The 13791-nt window shown below is 70.1% G+C and carries 15 protein-coding genes; 8 read left to right on the top strand and 7 right to left on the bottom strand.

Features of this window, described 5'->3' with window-relative positions; translation table 11 throughout:
• Positions 1 to 278 precede the first annotated feature (278 nt).
• The gene (locus ACWD3D_RS22745; RefSeq protein ID WP_451462661.1) at positions 279 to 971 is read left to right on the top strand and encodes an NAD(P)-dependent oxidoreductase; all 693 of its coding nucleotides are present in this window, start codon (positions 279 to 281) and stop codon (positions 969 to 971) included.
• Positions 972 to 1264: 293 nt separating this feature from the next.
• Here the strand turns inward: ACWD3D_RS22745 and ACWD3D_RS22740 are convergent, their stop codons facing one another.
• Entirely contained in the window at positions 1265 to 2005 is a 741-nt protein-coding gene (locus ACWD3D_RS22740; RefSeq protein WP_451462660.1) for an MBL fold metallo-hydrolase, read from the bottom strand.
• A 265-nt stretch (positions 2006 to 2270) separates the two neighbouring features.
• Here ACWD3D_RS22740 and ACWD3D_RS22735 point away from each other — a divergent pair, with 265 nt between their 5' ends.
• Complete coding sequence (locus ACWD3D_RS22735) at positions 2271 to 2678, top strand: MerR family transcriptional regulator (protein ID WP_451462659.1); 408 nt, start codon at positions 2271 to 2273, stop codon at positions 2676 to 2678.
• Positions 2679 to 3050: 372 nt separating this feature from the next.
• On the opposite strand, the gene ACWD3D_RS22730 is transcribed toward ACWD3D_RS22735, so the two are convergent.
• The 4 genes from ACWD3D_RS22730 to ACWD3D_RS22715 all read right to left on the bottom strand — a co-directional run bounded on the left by ACWD3D_RS22730 (position 3051) and on the right by ACWD3D_RS22715 (position 6455).
• On the bottom strand, positions 3051 to 3731 hold the full coding sequence (locus tag ACWD3D_RS22730; RefSeq protein ID WP_451462658.1) for a class I SAM-dependent methyltransferase: 681 nt from the start codon (positions 3729 to 3731) through the stop codon (positions 3051 to 3053).
• Positions 3732 to 4006: 275 nt separating this feature from the next.
• Positions 4007 to 5017 (bottom strand): sporulation-delaying protein SdpB family protein, encoded by a 1011-nt coding sequence (locus tag ACWD3D_RS22725; RefSeq protein WP_451462657.1) that lies wholly within the window; start codon positions 5015 to 5017, stop codon positions 4007 to 4009.
• 11 nt (positions 5018 to 5028) lie between these two features.
• Positions 5029 to 5622, bottom strand: a complete 594-nt coding sequence (locus ACWD3D_RS22720; RefSeq protein ID WP_451462656.1) for an SdpA family antimicrobial peptide system protein — start codon at positions 5620 to 5622, stop codon at positions 5029 to 5031.
• 182 nt (positions 5623 to 5804) lie between these two features.
• Complete coding sequence (locus ACWD3D_RS22715) at positions 5805 to 6455, bottom strand: sporulation delaying protein family toxin (protein ID WP_451462655.1); 651 nt, start codon at positions 6453 to 6455, stop codon at positions 5805 to 5807.
• 241 nt (positions 6456 to 6696) lie between these two features.
• On the opposite strand from ACWD3D_RS22715, the gene ACWD3D_RS22710 reads away from it, so the two are divergent.
• The 4 genes from ACWD3D_RS22710 to ACWD3D_RS22695 all read left to right on the top strand — a co-directional run bounded on the left by ACWD3D_RS22710 (position 6697) and on the right by ACWD3D_RS22695 (position 10103).
• On the top strand, positions 6697 to 6978 hold the full coding sequence (locus ACWD3D_RS22710; protein WP_451462654.1) for a hypothetical protein: 282 nt from the start codon (positions 6697 to 6699) through the stop codon (positions 6976 to 6978).
• Positions 6979 to 7311: 333 nt separating this feature from the next.
• On the top strand, positions 7312 to 7863 hold the full coding sequence (locus ACWD3D_RS22705; RefSeq protein WP_451462653.1) for a hypothetical protein: 552 nt from the start codon (positions 7312 to 7314) through the stop codon (positions 7861 to 7863).
• Between the two features lie 25 nt (positions 7864 to 7888).
• Positions 7889 to 8968: a hypothetical protein gene (locus ACWD3D_RS22700; protein WP_451462652.1), complete on the top strand. Its 1080-nt coding sequence runs from the start codon at positions 7889 to 7891 to the stop codon at positions 8966 to 8968.
• Between the two features lie 493 nt (positions 8969 to 9461).
• Positions 9462 to 10103 carry a TetR/AcrR family transcriptional regulator gene (locus tag ACWD3D_RS22695; protein WP_451462651.1) on the top strand — a complete coding sequence of 214 codons (642 nt, stop codon included), beginning with the start codon at positions 9462 to 9464 and terminating at the stop codon, positions 10101 to 10103.
• A 112-nt stretch (positions 10104 to 10215) separates the two neighbouring features.
• On the opposite strand, the gene ACWD3D_RS22690 is transcribed toward ACWD3D_RS22695, so the two are convergent.
• Both ACWD3D_RS22690 and ACWD3D_RS22685 read right to left on the bottom strand, forming a co-directional pair.
• On the bottom strand, positions 10216 to 11034 hold the full coding sequence (locus tag ACWD3D_RS22690; protein ID WP_451462650.1) for a hypothetical protein: 819 nt from the start codon (positions 11032 to 11034) through the stop codon (positions 10216 to 10218).
• A 155-nt stretch (positions 11035 to 11189) separates the two neighbouring features.
• The gene (locus ACWD3D_RS22685) at positions 11190 to 11918 is read right to left on the bottom strand and encodes a GDSL-type esterase/lipase family protein (protein ID WP_451462649.1); all 729 of its coding nucleotides are present in this window, start codon (positions 11916 to 11918) and stop codon (positions 11190 to 11192) included.
• Positions 11919 to 12026: 108 nt separating this feature from the next.
• On the opposite strand from ACWD3D_RS22685, the gene ACWD3D_RS22680 reads away from it, so the two are divergent.
• Together ACWD3D_RS22680 and ACWD3D_RS22675 are read left to right on the top strand one after the other, a co-directional pair.
• Positions 12027 to 13070: a WD40 repeat domain-containing protein gene (locus ACWD3D_RS22680; RefSeq protein WP_451462648.1), complete on the top strand. Its 1044-nt coding sequence runs from the start codon at positions 12027 to 12029 to the stop codon at positions 13068 to 13070.
• Positions 13071 to 13304: 234 nt separating this feature from the next.
• Positions 13305 to 13791 (top strand): septum formation family protein (locus tag ACWD3D_RS22675; RefSeq protein ID WP_451462647.1); only part of this gene is annotated, 487 nt, incomplete at its 3' end.

Below are 13791 nucleotides of genomic sequence, written 5' to 3'. Positions count from 1 at the left end.
AACCTGGCGCCGTCCGCCCGGAGGGCGGGTCCGGCGGCGTCCGGTGCGTGCGATCGCAAGGCGGAGGGTCACCCCGAGACTGGATGTATCGGGGTGACCCCGACAACGTGGTGAGCGTGCGGGCCAGGCGTCGCCGGACAGGCGGGACGTTCGACACCCGCCCTGGCCGGTGGGCGGGCGACGACGAGGCCGGTGTTATTCATCAACGTTGAGCCTGGGGTGGGCAGTCGGCAGAGTCAAGGGCGTTCCGGCAACCACACGAAAGGTCGACCGACACCATGCGCATCACCGTCTTCGGAGCCAACGGACCGACCGGCCGCCACCTCACCGACCAGGCGCTCGCCGCCGGCCACCAGGTCGTCGCCGTGACCCGCCGCCCCGGCTCCCTCGTTCCCCGGCCGGGCCTCACCGTGGCGGTCGCGGACGCCACCGACCCGGCGGCCGTCGCGACGGCGATCGAGGGCACGGACGCCGTGCTCTCCACGCTGGGAACCCGCTTCAGCAAGAACCCCATCACGACCTACTCGGCGAGCGCGACAGTCATCACCGACGCCATGACCCGCCAGGGTGTCACGCGGCTGCTCGTCGTCAGTTCCAACATCGCCGATCCCCAATGGCGGCCCAGCGGGGCGTACTTCTTCAACCACGTGCTCGACCCGCTGGTCAACCGGCGGCTCGGCCGCACCCTCCACGAGGACATGCGACGGATGGAGGGGGTGATCCGGCGGACGGACCTGGACTGGACGTCCGTACGCCCCTCGGGCCTCTTCGACCACCCAGTCGTCACCGCGTACCGGACCGCCGAGACCAGCGCGGACGGCGTCTTCACCGCCCGCGCGGACCTCGCGGCGAGCATGCTCCGGGAGTTGGCGGAGCGGCGGTACGTCCGTACGGCCATGGGGGTCATCACCACGGCGGTGAAGCCGAGCATCGCGAAGCTCATCTGGAACGAGGGCGTGAGGAAGAAGTAGGGCCGGCTCCGTGCGTGGCCGGGTGCGGGGAGAAGGCCGCCGGGCCGAAAGGGACGAGTCGACGGGACGGGTGCGGGCGGCGGGCCGGCGGTGATCTGCTTCCTCGTGGGAGTGACGGTGGGGCGACGGTGGGGCGAAGGCGCTGCCCCGGCGGAGGGTCCCGAGCGAGCCGCCCCTCGGGAGTCCGGAGGAACAGAGCCGATGTTCCTCGCCCATTGGGCATGAGTACCGGAATCGGATCGGTCCAGGTGCTGGACGACAGCCCGTGTGCCCGCAGGAGTTCCTCCGAGTGATCAAGCCGGCAGCTGCTGGGCCGCGCGGTGGTCGTGCGTCGGGATGATCGTGACTCGGTCCTTGACGGCGTGCAGGCGGTGCAGCGTCCGGAAGGTCTCGTGCCGGTCCTCGTCGGCGAGTTTGCCGGGGTAGCCGGCCTTCTGCCGGATGAGGTCGATCTGGTCGGTGTGCCAGGCGGCGTCGCCGGCGAGCAGCACCCAGCCCGCTGCCGTGTGCGCCAGAACTCCGACGCTGCCAGGGGTGTGTCCCGCGAGGTCGACGAGTACGACGGAACCGTCGCCGAAGAGGTCGTGGCCGGCGGTGAAGGTGAGGATCGGCGGGCCGTCCAGTTCGTACTGGACGATGCCCCGGCCGCGCAGGGCCTCGCGGACGCCACCCACGGGCGCGATCGAGCCTTGCGCGACCCAGTCGTGTTCGCGGCGGTGCAGACGTACCGGCAGTCCGGGAAGATCGAGGAGTCCGCATACGTGGTCCCAATGCGCGTGCGTCGGCAACGCGAAATCCAGGCCGGAACCCGGCCACTCCTGCAGCGCGGTAACGGTGGCGACGGTGTCCGCCGGGGGACGCACCGCGACCCGCAGGAACGACGGCAATTGCGCGACGGCACGGCTGTCGACATCCAGGCAGACACCCGGATCCACGATGAACGTCGCTTCCGGGTGGGTGATGACGAACGACAACAGCGAATTCGCGATGCGCCGCGGTTGCCGCAGCCCCTCCACGATCAGTGCGGTGGGCACGGACCGCGGCACCTGTCTCAGTGCGGACACGGTGACCGACACCGCCGTGTCCGGTAGCCCCGCGTCGGTCAAACTGCGCAGAAACCGCTGGTCGCGGGGTCGGGGGCGAACAAAACCCGTGGCCAGGCTTGCGACCGCGCCACAGCATGCGGCCAGCGTCGGTGATCTCACAGCGTCGGACATGGCAGCCCTGTCCCTCTCGTGATCGGGTGGTGGGGTCGATGACGGGACGGTATAACTTCAGGTCGACCTGAAGTAAAGGAGCGTGACGTCCGCAGTGGAGTTGAAGATCGGCGGTGCGGCTGCCCTGCTCGGGGTGGCCACCCATGTCCTCCGGCACTGGGAGGACATCGGACTGCTCACCCCGCGCCGGCTGCCCTCCGGGCACCGCGTCTACGACGACCAGACCGTCGGCCGGGCCCGCCTCATCCAAATCGGCCGGCGGGCCGGGCTGTCGCTCGCCGAAATCCGTGAACTCGCCTCGGGGGAACGGGCCGACCGCATCGGCCTGGTCAACGCGAAGCGCGCCCGGATCGCCGAACACATCACGAACCTCGAACTGGCCGACCGGTTCCTGGCCCACCTGGTGCACTGCGTACACCAGGTCATCTCCGACTGTCCGGAGTGTGCCGCCCTGGTGGAGCGGGGCGCGCGGTCAGCGCTCACCCAGTGATGCGGCAGGGGAACGCGTGCGGCACGGCCGTGGTGAATTCGCGTGTCCGCCCCGTATCCGCCGCGTGGTCGGGATGGAACATCGGTACCGCGGTCAACGCTGAGCGGATCGGGGACCCGACCGTCTTCGAGGAGGACCCGGGCACGTGTGACACGTGGACTGCCCGAACCGCGTACCGATGCGCATCAGGTCGCGCGGTACGTAAGGAGGTTCGGTCGGTCGGTGTTCGTCTTCACGGTCGCCGCGCCGGCAACAGCGGTTCTCGTGCCGGCCGTGGGGAGAGTCCTGGCCGAACCCGGGGAGGTGGACGAGGAGATGCTCATTGCTCCGGTGTCTTCTCAGCAGTTGGCAGTGCCGCGTCGGCCCGCGTAGTCACCCCCTTCGGTCTGCTTCCGGCAATCGTTCGGGTTTGTGGGCGAGGAAGGTGGCGAAGGTCCTCTCGGCTCCTTCGTCCGGTTCCTCCACCAGGCGCGCGGTGAGGACGAACCCGGCCTGCTTCAGGAGTCCGGCGATCCGGTCGGGCGGCAGCAGGTAGGACTCGTAGGACACCGGATGCCCGCCGTACGCCTGGGTGGGACGCAGATGCAGGTCGTCCCCTACGTGGCCGGCCAGCATCAGTGAGCCGCCGGGGGCGAGGGTTCGGTGGAACTCGCCGAAGACGAGCGGCAGCAGTGCCGGTGGCGTGTGGTGGGTGGAGTAGTACGCGAGGACGCCGCCGAGAACGTCGTCCTTGATCGGAAGCGAGGTCATCGAGCCGACTCCGAAACGCAGATTCGGGTATGCGCGTCGGGCGAGCTCGACCATGGCGGGCGCCAAGTCCATGCCGAAGACGTGGACGTGGTGCGCGGCCAGGTACGCCGTGACTTTGCCGGGCCCGCATCCCAGGTCGGCGACGGGCCCGAGGCCGGCCGTGCGCACGACCTCGGCGAAGACGTTCAGCATCCCTCGTGACAGCGGGTCCAACTCCGACGGGGAGAGCACCCTTTCGAAGTATGCGGCGGCGACCGTGTCGTACGACTGGCGGACGGCAGCGAGGTGAGAGGGACCAGGCATACGGGCGGCTCCAGTGAGAACCCGCGCGGTCGCTTCCTCGGCGCGGAGGTCGCCGCCGTCATCGGGTGGGTGCGGGCTCGGCGGGGTGTTCACCACCGCCCACCTGTGGAAGAGGACGAGTGCCCCGGTGAGGGTGCCAGGTCCGCGGGCGACAGGGAAGGCCGGGTCGGAGACCGGCCGTCCCTGCCGGGGGCGGAGACCCGGACCCGGCAGGGACGGCCGGACCACGGTGAGCGGGGCGCCCGCCGATGGTCCGGTGCCGGGGCCCCCGTCGGTCAGGAGCCCACGGGCGCCGAAGTTCCCGCAGGTCCCGGGGCGGGGACGGGCCGGCGGCGCGGGGGCTCCGTATCGGGCGCCGTCTCGGGCTCCGTGCGGTCGTCCCCGGCCGCCGGGAGATCCGGTTCGGCGGCGGTGGCCCGGCGCAGCAATCCGCGGACGGCCTCGGGCGGGGTGATGTCGAGGTGGGAGCCGAGAGGGAAGCAGAGGACCACCAGTCCGCCGATCATGGCCAGGGCGAAGCTCCACAGTCCCATCATCACGGCGATGGAGAGGTGGAAGAGGACACCTGCGGCGAACACGCGCCAGCGCCAGCGCTGCGCGAGCAACAGGCTCGCGGCCAGGCAGATTTCTATCGCCAGCGGCGTCCAGGTGAGCAGGGCGACGCCCACGGGGGACGCGAGCACCGGGTCCACCAGGGGCTGGAGCGGGCCGGGTGCGCCGAACATGAGGCTGTGTCCCCAGTACCACATCGCGGTGCCGTCGGCCCATTCCGCGTGGGGCAGTTTGGCGACGGAGGACTGGAAGTAGAGGAAGGACATCTGGAGACGTGCGAGCACCAGGCCCGTCGTCCCCAGGAGGACGGCTCGGCGGTGCCGCGCGGCGGCCCCCTCGGGGAGTCGCCGCCAGTGCCAGCGGCGGGGATCGCCGAGCGCGGTGAGGGCGAGCAGTGCCGAGAGGACGGAGGTGATCTGGTCGCCGCCGTCGGGGATGGCGATCTCGGTGAAGACGCTGAAGGACACCCAGGCGTGCGGGAGCGCGGTCCACCGGGGACGCCACCCGGCGGCGACGAGGAGGAGTACGGCGACGCACAGCCAACGGGCCGCGGTGAGACCGTTCTCGGGCGCCAGGCAGAAGACGCCGGCTCTCATCAGCGACTTGCAGACGGGGTAGGTGCCCTGCGTCGCCACGGGACGGAACAGCGTCGACGTGCTGCTGAAGGCCAGGGTGCCGAGTGTGCCCAGTGCGAGGAGCGTGCGGGCGAGCCCGTACACGTTGGTCCACGGCACGGGGACCCGCCTCAGCATGAGACGTCCAGCAGGAAAGCGCTCTCCGGGGTGTGCGCGGCGGGCAGGAGGCCGCGCCAGGCCCAGGGGGTGGGTTTCTGCTCGACCACGGCGATCCGTCCGCACAGGGTGGGGTCCGGGGTCCTGTTGGTGACCGCGGTGGCTCCTCGGGCGTTCTTCAGGCAGTCCTGGAGCGAGGCCAGTGCGCAGGGTGTGGGGGTGGCCTTACCGGCTTCGTGGAGGATCAACGCGGTCTCGATGCCCTGGGAGCGCGAGACCCGGTTGAATCCGTGCTCGGAGTGGCGGCCGGCCGATGCGCTGGACCAGGTCGAGCCGTCCCAGCGGAAGGGTTCGAATTCCGTGCTGCGGGCCGATTTCGTGAAGAAGGCCCAGCCCTGCGGTGTTACGGCGACCGCGACGGGCCTGACGGCCTGCTGGCCGGGCAGGTGCATGACGTTCTTCGGTAGCTGCGTCTGCGCCACGTACAGGCCGACGACGGCACAGAGCACCGCGACCCCGGTGATCCAGGCCCGGGGTATCTCGACGGTCTGCCGGTCGGTCACGGTGACGCGGTCCTGCACCCTGAGCGGGGAGTCCTTCCACCACATACTGTTCGTCTCTCCATGGGTCCGGGGTGTGCGGGCCGACCCCGGGCTCGCCCCGCGGAGGGCGGTACCGGAGTCGGCGCGGGTTGACGGAGTCACTTCGGGTCGGACGGAGTTACTTCAGGTCGGACGGGGTTTCCTCGGGTCGGACGGGGTTTCCTCGGGTCGGACGGAGGTTCTCCGGGTCAGACGGCGTGCAGTGTGGTGGTCAGCTCCGCCACGATTTCCTCCCTGGTCAGGTTCTCCTCCGGTTCGGTGTCATCCACCACCACGTTGAAGAAGGCGGCGGCGTTGACGACCAGTGCGCCGGTCGCCACGCCGATGACGACCGCCGCGACGGCCACGGTCACGACGAAGGTCACGCAGTCCGCCGAGTCGGTGGGGGCGGTCGACAGGTCCGAGTCGGAGACGCCGGCGAGCGTCTGGGAGAGGGAGGTCACCGCCGCGTCCACGAGTCTGGGGTCGCCGCTGCGGGACTTGGCCGAGAAGTCGGCGAAGATGCCGGGGGACTTCCGCTCGATCGCCTTGACCAGTTCGGCCACGGCGTGGACTGCCTCGGGGCTGTCGTTCGCGCCCGGCTCGAACCCGTCGAGGTGCTTGTTGGTCGCGAGTTTCGCGGCCACGGGTCCTTGGGCGAAGAAGATGCCCGCGAAGAGCTGGTGGCCGTCCTCGGTGGCCGAAAGCTTCGCCTTCTTCGGTGCCGCTGAACTGGTGCTCACTGACTTGGCGTTCACGTTCGTCGTGGCCGCGCTCGCGCTTCCGATGGTCGTGAACGCCGCGGCTCCGGTGACGGCAACAGCCGCGACAACGCTCACTATTCGCCCGTAGTGCTTCACAGATCGTTCCTTTCGGAGGAAGTTGTGTCGGCCCTGTGCGAGACGGCGACATCTTGGTGGTGGCTGAACTTTGTTACAAGAGCGTCTTGGGTCGGGAGCGACGTGATCCGGCCACTCTCCGCTCGCTCCCCGCGGGCGGGGTCGAGGGCGTGCGGCGGGGTGGCCGGCGGGGCGTGGCGTGGGTGGCTCCGGGCGATCGGCGTTCCTTGCCGTCACGTGGCCGGGTGGTGATCCTGGCCCCATGCCAGGGCAAGCGAAGAGGAAGCGTCGGCGGGAGGCCGAGGGGCGGCGGGCCACTGCTCGTACCGCACCCGAGCTGGGGCGGTGGGAGGTCGTGCTGGAGACCGCCGATCGGGCGGTGTTGCGGGCTTTTCTACGTGCTCTGCGGGAAGCGGGGGTCGACGGGGCGACGCTCCGGATCACCATGCTGTGCGGGCGCCTCGCTTACCCGAGCACCCATCAGGTGAGCCGGTTCGTGCCGCATCCGACCGGTGAAGCGGGTGACGGACGGCCCGGCCGATGACCCGTGGCCCGATGGCCCTGGCCCCTGGCCCGGTCGATGGCCCTGGCTCCTGCCTCGGGTGGGACGCGGGCCCGAGTGCGGCTACGGGGCCGGGGTTCGCCGCGATACCGGCGTGACGAGGGTGGCGTGAGTGGCGTATGGGGTGGCGCGAAGTCCTCGGTCACGCGCAGGGGTTGTTGTCGTCGAAATCGTGACAAGAGTGGCTACGGCGTGATGTACGGTGATCGCGTCATCACGTTCCGTGCACTTATCCGTGCGTGGAGCGGCCCCCGGAGGTGCAGACACACCGTTCCGAGGGCCTTCACCACTCATGGACGAGAAAGGTCCACAGGGATGCTTTGGCATGCTATCTCTCCGGTGTCGGGCACCGGGCGGCGTTCGGGCGGGCTGGTCGGCTCGCGGCGGATGAACAGTGACGCGAAGATCATCGTGTTGTACATGGAGAGCCTTCCGTCCGTGCAGCGGCCGAGGATGCTCGGGCCGCTCTGGGATTTCGCCAAGGACGCGGGCATCGAGCACGGGCCGTACAAGAAGGCGAAGAAGTTCCTGAAGCGCGAGGGCTATCTCCACGAGTGGCGCTATCGACGTCCGGGCGGCCTGTGGGCCACGGCGCAGATCCTGTCGAACGCGCCGAGTTCCCGTCAGCGGGCGGAGGCGTACTGGGAGAGCTGCCGGGAGTATGTGGACCGCGAGGAAGAGGAGTTGGCCGAGGAGCGTGGGCTCTGCGCGGAGGATGCGTTCGCGCAGGTCGCGCCGAGTGACCACAGTCGGGCGGTCGGTGAACCAAGGCCCCGGTCGGTCGGCGACTACCCACCTCACGTAAAACAATCGGCGAACTCATCCTCCCTACCTACCTACCGGCTCGGTTCGCGAATCGAAAAATGAACGAGGCTTTTGCGCACGCGAGTTCGTGAGTGTCTCGCAATTCGCGGCGGAGGACGGCGAGGGTTTCTGGTCGGAGCCGCCGGAATGGCTGGGCGAAGGGGAGCCGGAGGATTCGGAGAAGCCGGTCCGGCGGGTGCCGGGGCCGGTGGCGGAGTGGGCGCCGGAGCGGGTGCCGGAGCGGGTGCCGGGGCCGGTTCCCGGCCCGGTGGGCGCGGGGGCGGACGTGCCCGTGCATGCACCCGTTCCGGCGGTCGTACCCGAACGCGTTCCCGTGGCTGTTCCCGTGGTCGCGCCCGTGGTCGTGCCCGGACCGGCGGTCGTGCCGGTGCCCGTACCCGTGCCGCCGGTCGTGCCGGTGCCCGTGCCCGTACCGGCTCCGAGGCGGCGCGCGCCTGCGGCCGTTGCCGTGCCGAGGGACGAGCCGGTGGGGGAGCGGAGCTTCGAGGCGGTGGAGGCCGAGCGGGTGCTGCTCTCGCTGCGACGCGGGACGAAGCAGCTGTCGCTGGGGCTGAGAGAGGCGCGGGTGCTGGTGGATCTGGCAGCGGAGTGGTTGCGGCGGGGCGTGTCGACGGCGGATCTGCGGCAGACGCTGATCTCGTGGCTGCCGGAGGAGGGGGTGTACTCGCCGGTGGGCTTCCTGCGGTACCGGCTGGAGCACAAGATGCCGGCGGAACGCGGCCACTTCGACGCGTTGGCGGCTGCCGCCTCGGGGGTACGGCCAGGTGGTTCGTCGGGTGGTTCGCCGGGTGCGGCGTCCGTGGCGGCTTCCCGTCCCCAGGGTGTGGACGGGAATCCCCTCGCCGAGCCTCCGTACGTGGCGCCCTACGAGCCGCCGTTGCCGTTGGTGACCTGCGAGGGCCCGGGCGACGAACATGTGTTCCGGGCGACGGGCGGTGAGACCAAGTGCGGTGCGTGCCGGTCGGCGGAAGCCTGGGAGGCGTGGGCGGCCAGCCGGAACGCGGCGGCCCGTGCCCAGGGGAAGGAGGGCCTGACCGGGAACGGCAAGGGCGGTTGGCGCGATGTCCACGTCGGCGCGGCAGTCGCGCCGGGCGCGGACGCCGACTCGGGCGAGGAGGCCGCCGCCTACGCCGCGCTCGGTCTGTGACGGCTCGGTCTGTGACGCGGTCGGTCTGTGACGCGGTCGGTCTGATGGTGCTCGCCGAGGTCATCCAGTGCGGCGGCCCGCATGGGTGGTTGACAGCACCGGACGAACGAGGATGAGGCTGTGGCTTTCGTGGCTGGTGCGGGCCGTTGCCCGTCCCGTCGCGGGAGTCGCGGTCGAGCGGTGGCGGCGGAAGGCGCGCGGCGCCGGGCGACGCGCCCGACCGCGCCGTGTGCGCCGGTGGGAAAGTGTCACTCGTCCGAGTGGGTTGGGCCGAGTTTCCGTGCAGGCCTTCGAATTTCCTCTCGGATGAGGGCGGGTGGGGCGTGCTCCATCGCACGGTATTTCGCACGTCAACGCTTCCGCGTTCGATAGCTGCATGGGTGGCAGAGTGTGGCGTTTCGCGCATCGAGAGTGATGTGCGAGGAGAATGACTCGGGCGGTTCGATGCAGAGGCGACCTGACCCTCTCCCGCGTTTCTGCCTAAGGAGGACCGGTGACGGACAGCTGGGGGACTCTGGGGACCGAGTCCGTGGACAGGATTCGCACACGGGAGCGCGCCCAACTCCTCGACGCGGCCCGCGCGATGTTCGGCACGTACGGCTACAAGCAGACCACCGACGAGGAGGTCTGCGACAAAGCCGGTGTGCCGGTGTCGATGCTGTACGAGGAATACGGCTCGCTGGAGGGCCTGTTGATCGCCCTGCACGACTGGGTGACCACCAAGGGCCTGCGGGCCGCCGAGAACGCCATGATGGCCGAGGGCATGGACGAGTGCTCGATGGCCGAGCGCACCAGGGTCCTCTTCGACGCCTATGTGAAGGCGGTGACGGAGGACCCCCGTGAAGCCCGGGTGACCTTCGTCGAAGTGCTGGGCGTGAGCCACGCGGTGGACGCGCACTGCAAGCGGTGGCGTGACGTGTGGGCGCACTGGCTGACCGGCGAGACCCAGCGCGCGGTCATGCGGGGCGAGGCGGAGGAGGGCGACCACAAGGCGGACGTCCTCGTCATGGTCGGTACGGTCCACGAGCTGATGGCCCACCACACCCGGCGGTCCCGGCGGGCCCGGCCCGAAGAGGTCTCGCGGGAGCTGTGGGAGCTGGCCCTGTCGATGCTGGGGACCCAGCGGTCGGCATGAACAACGGCTGGTACGAAGCCTGTTGAGGGCTGCGGCCGGGACGTGGGAGGTGCCCCACGCCCCGGCCGCCGTCGGGTCCGGGCAGGTCTGCCCGGACCGGTAGGGGTTCGGCTCAGCGCACGTCGACGTAGTCGCCGGTGGCCGTGGCGGTGCCCGTGGTGGACGTACCGCCGAAGGTCCAGCGCCAGTAGCCGTCCACCGAGGCGGTCACGGTCGTCTTCAGGGCGCCGGTCGAGCTCGCCTTGACGGTCTTCACCGTGGAGTACGTCGAACTGGTGGTCTTGCGGAACTGGAGCGAGGCGGTCTGGCTGCCGTACCCGGCGTACTTGTGGGTCGCCCAGTCGGCGCGGGTGAGCGCGCCGGTGACCGTGAGGGTCTTGCCCTTGACGACCGGCTCGGGGCCCGCGTTCACCGTGAGGCTCGCCCAGCGGCGTACGGAGGCGGTGCCCGTCGCGGTCTTGTACTCCTTGGCGAGGATCGCTCCCTTGGAGCTGATGAGCTCCGCCGCGACGCCCACCTTCCACGTGCCCGCGTCGGCAGCGGAGTTGAGCTGCGAGGGCTTGATCCAGAGGTAGCCCTTGCAGTCGGCGACCCGGGTACTCACCTTGTAGCAGGTGTAGGAGCCCATGTGGAGGGCGTCGCGGGCGGCGACGCCGGCGGCAGAGGTGGAGCCGTGGTAGAGAAACGGTTCAGCGGTGAAGCGGGACGAGTCGTCCACCGAGTAACCGGCGGGCAGCGTCACCCGGAAGTTGAGCGACGGCTCCTTGGCGTCGGACGTACCCACGACGATCGGTTTGCCGCCGTTGACGACGACGCTGGTGATCGTGATGCCGGTGGACGCCGCCTGTGCTGCCGGAGCGGTGGAGAGCGCGGCCAGAGTGAGTGCCCCCGCGAGTGCCACGATGGTGCCGGACCTGCGAACTGACTTCAAAGAAACACCTCTTCGGCTCGTACCGGACGTGCGAGAACGTCACGGAATACAAGTCCCGCCTGCCGGGACGTGTCACCGGCAGGCGGGAGGCCGCAGATTATCAGCGGCATGTGCGTGTCCGGCGGGCGGGGTGAAGAAAGTGTGCGGGCCCGGCTTCAGAGGGCGAGTTCCGGCACCAGCTCGGGCGTGTACGGGCCGCCCAGCGACCACGCCCGGTGCATCGTTTCCGCGAAGGTGGCGGCCAGCTTGTGTTCGCCGCTCGGGCCCGGGTGCGTGCCGTCGTACGTATCGGTGTGGATGTCGTAGCCGGAAGGGTGTGCGGCCAGCAGGACCGGGGACGCGGCGGTGGAGAGGTCCGCGACGGCCTGGGCGAGCAGCGTGTTGAAGCGTGCGCAGGAGTCGGCGAAGGGCGCGTCGGATTCGGCCCGGACGTTCGGGATGACGGGCAGCAGCACGAGCCTGACGTGCGGGTTCGCGGCGCGGGCGGCGGTGATGAAGGCGCGCGCGTTCGCCGCCGTCTGGTCGCTGTCGGTGTAGAAGCCGAGGTCGATCAGACCGAGCGAGACGAGCAGTACGTCCGCACCGGATCCGGCCACCGCCTCCTCGATCACCGGCGCCATGTGCAGCCAGCCCTCGCCCCAGCCGGCCAGATGCCGCCGGGCCGGGGCGGGGAACGCCGGGTCGGCGTACGCGGTGGAGACCGGGGCGTCCACCTCGGCGTCGTACAGCCCCGTGCGCGGGCCGACGATGGCGTAACCGCCCTCGCCGAGGGTCGCTTCGAGGTGCTGCCACATCCGGTGGCGCCAGGTGAAGTCGCCCGCCCGGCCCACGGTCATCGAGTCGCCGACGAACAGGAAGCGCACGGCGTTCGCGCGAAGGGTCATGCCGCACCACCGCAGGGCGTGGACTCGGCGGCGGCAGACTGGAAAAGCATGGCGTCATCATCCCCGATCTCCCGTTCGGGCCGCACCGTGATGATGGACACTTGCGCCATGCGTGCCTCTCTCACCGCCCTCGGTACCGCCGCCCTGCTGCTCGCGGGGACCGTTCCGGCCCTGGCGGACGACGGCGCCGACCAGACCTTCACCATCAAGGACCCGAGGATCACCGAGTCCAGCGGGCTCGCCGCGAGCCGCATCCACCCCGGCGTCTACTGGACCCACAACGACAGCGAGGACGGCCCCTACCTCTACGCCGTCGACTCCCGCACCGGCGAGACCGTCGCCACCGTCACCATGACCGGCGTGGGCGAGCCCCGCGACGTCGAGGCGATCTCCCTCGGCCCGGACGGGAACCTCTACGTCGGCGACATCGGCGACAACCTCAACGGCACCTGGGACCACGTCTGGATCTACCGGCTTCCCGAACCGAAGGCACTGGGGGACGTCACGGTGCGCGCCACCCAGTTCGACGTGACGTACGCGGACGGGGCCCGGGACGCGGAGGCGCTGATGGTCCACCCGAAGACGGGGCGGGTCTGGATCGCCTCCAAGAACCGGGACGGCGGGGGCCTCTACGAAGGCCCCGAGCACCTCTCCACCAGCGGGAACAACGTCTTCAAGCGCGTCGCCGAGGTGCCGTGGGTGACCGACGGGGCGTTCTCCCCGGACGGTACGCGACTGGTGCTGCGCGGCTACCTCGGCGCCGACGCGTACACCTTCGACGACGGGAAGCTCGGCGACGAACGCGGCGTGGGCGCCCCGTTCATGATGCAGGCCGAGTCGGTCACGTACACGGCGGACGGCACGGCGCTGATGCTCGGCTCCGAGGGCCCGCGGAGCCAGGTCCGTCGGCTGGAGGTGAAGGGCACCAACGCGGCGCAGGCCACGCCCGAACCGAGCGCCTCCGGCGGCGGGTCCGGGGGGTCCACCTCGGCGGAGGCGGGAGGAAAGGGGGCCGGGGCCGACGAGGGCAGTGGGGGCAGTGGGGACGGCGGGAGCGCGACCGGGAAGGGCAAGTCCTTGCTCGGCGGGCTGATCGTGATCGGCGCGGTGTGGGTCGTGATCCGGACGAAGCGGCGGCGTACGGGCGGCTGAGGGGCCGCTGACGGGCCACTGAGGGCGGCTGGCGGGCCGCGTACGTGCGGCTGAGGGGGTGCGTACGTGCGGCTGGCGGGCCGCGTACGTGCGACGTGAGGGGCGGCTGACGGGCCGAAACGTCTACCCGGGATCGGTGAGCGTAAACCTGGGTCGCACAGCGTTGTCACAGCCATGCCATACGATGCGCACATCAGTTCGCCCCCTTTACTTCCGCTTGAGGATTCACACGCTATGTCTTTCGGTGCCAAGTCCCGTTCCATGCGCGGTATATGCGTTGCTGTCGCACTTCTCGCCATCGGTGCGTCCGGCTGTTCCGTCGCCGAGAGTGCCAAGGAGGGCATAAAGAAGGCCGCCCGCCAGAAGTCGGTTTTCGACCTCAAACAGGGCGACTGCTACAACCCGAACTCGAAGCCTGTCGCCGAAGGCGAGATGGGCGAGGAATTCGCGATCGAGGTCGTCCCGTGCACCGAGGCTCACGACGGCCAGGTCTACGGCGAGTTCAAGATCGACGAGGGTGACGGCACCTACCCCGGCGACGACGCGATCGTCGAAGCCGCGGACACGCGCTGCCCGGCCGAGGAGCTGAAGTTCGCCCCGGACACCTGGGCCGTTCCGGCCGGCGTCTCCGGCTCGTACTACCAGCCGACCAAGGAGTCCTGGACGACCGGTGACCGCCTTGTCACCTGCACGTACACCAAGGACTCGGGCAAGATCACCG

This window comes from Streptomyces sp. NPDC002690, assembly GCF_053592415.1.
Note: the sequence above shows the minus strand (reverse complement) of the source record. Positions and strands in the feature narration are given on the sequence as shown.

Coding starts and splice junctions, on each gene's coding strand:
- ACWD3D_RS22730 (WP_451462658.1), bottom strand. CDS start 3,731: ATGCCTGGTCCCTCTCACCTCGCTGCCGTCCGCCAGTCGTACGACACG.
- ACWD3D_RS22710 (WP_451462654.1), top strand. CDS start 6,697: ATGCCAGGGCAAGCGAAGAGGAAGCGTCGGCGGGAGGCCGAGGGGCGG.
- ACWD3D_RS22680 (WP_451462648.1), top strand. CDS start 12,027: ATGCGTGCCTCTCTCACCGCCCTCGGTACCGCCGCCCTGCTGCTCGCG.
- ACWD3D_RS22745 (WP_451462661.1), top strand. CDS start 279: ATGCGCATCACCGTCTTCGGAGCCAACGGACCGACCGGCCGCCACCTC.
- ACWD3D_RS22720 (WP_451462656.1), bottom strand. CDS start 5,622: ATGTGGTGGAAGGACTCCCCGCTCAGGGTGCAGGACCGCGTCACCGTG.
- ACWD3D_RS22685 (WP_451462649.1), bottom strand. CDS start 11,918: ATGACCCTTCGCGCGAACGCCGTGCGCTTCCTGTTCGTCGGCGACTCG.
- ACWD3D_RS22705 (WP_451462653.1), top strand. CDS start 7,312: ATGCTTTGGCATGCTATCTCTCCGGTGTCGGGCACCGGGCGGCGTTCG.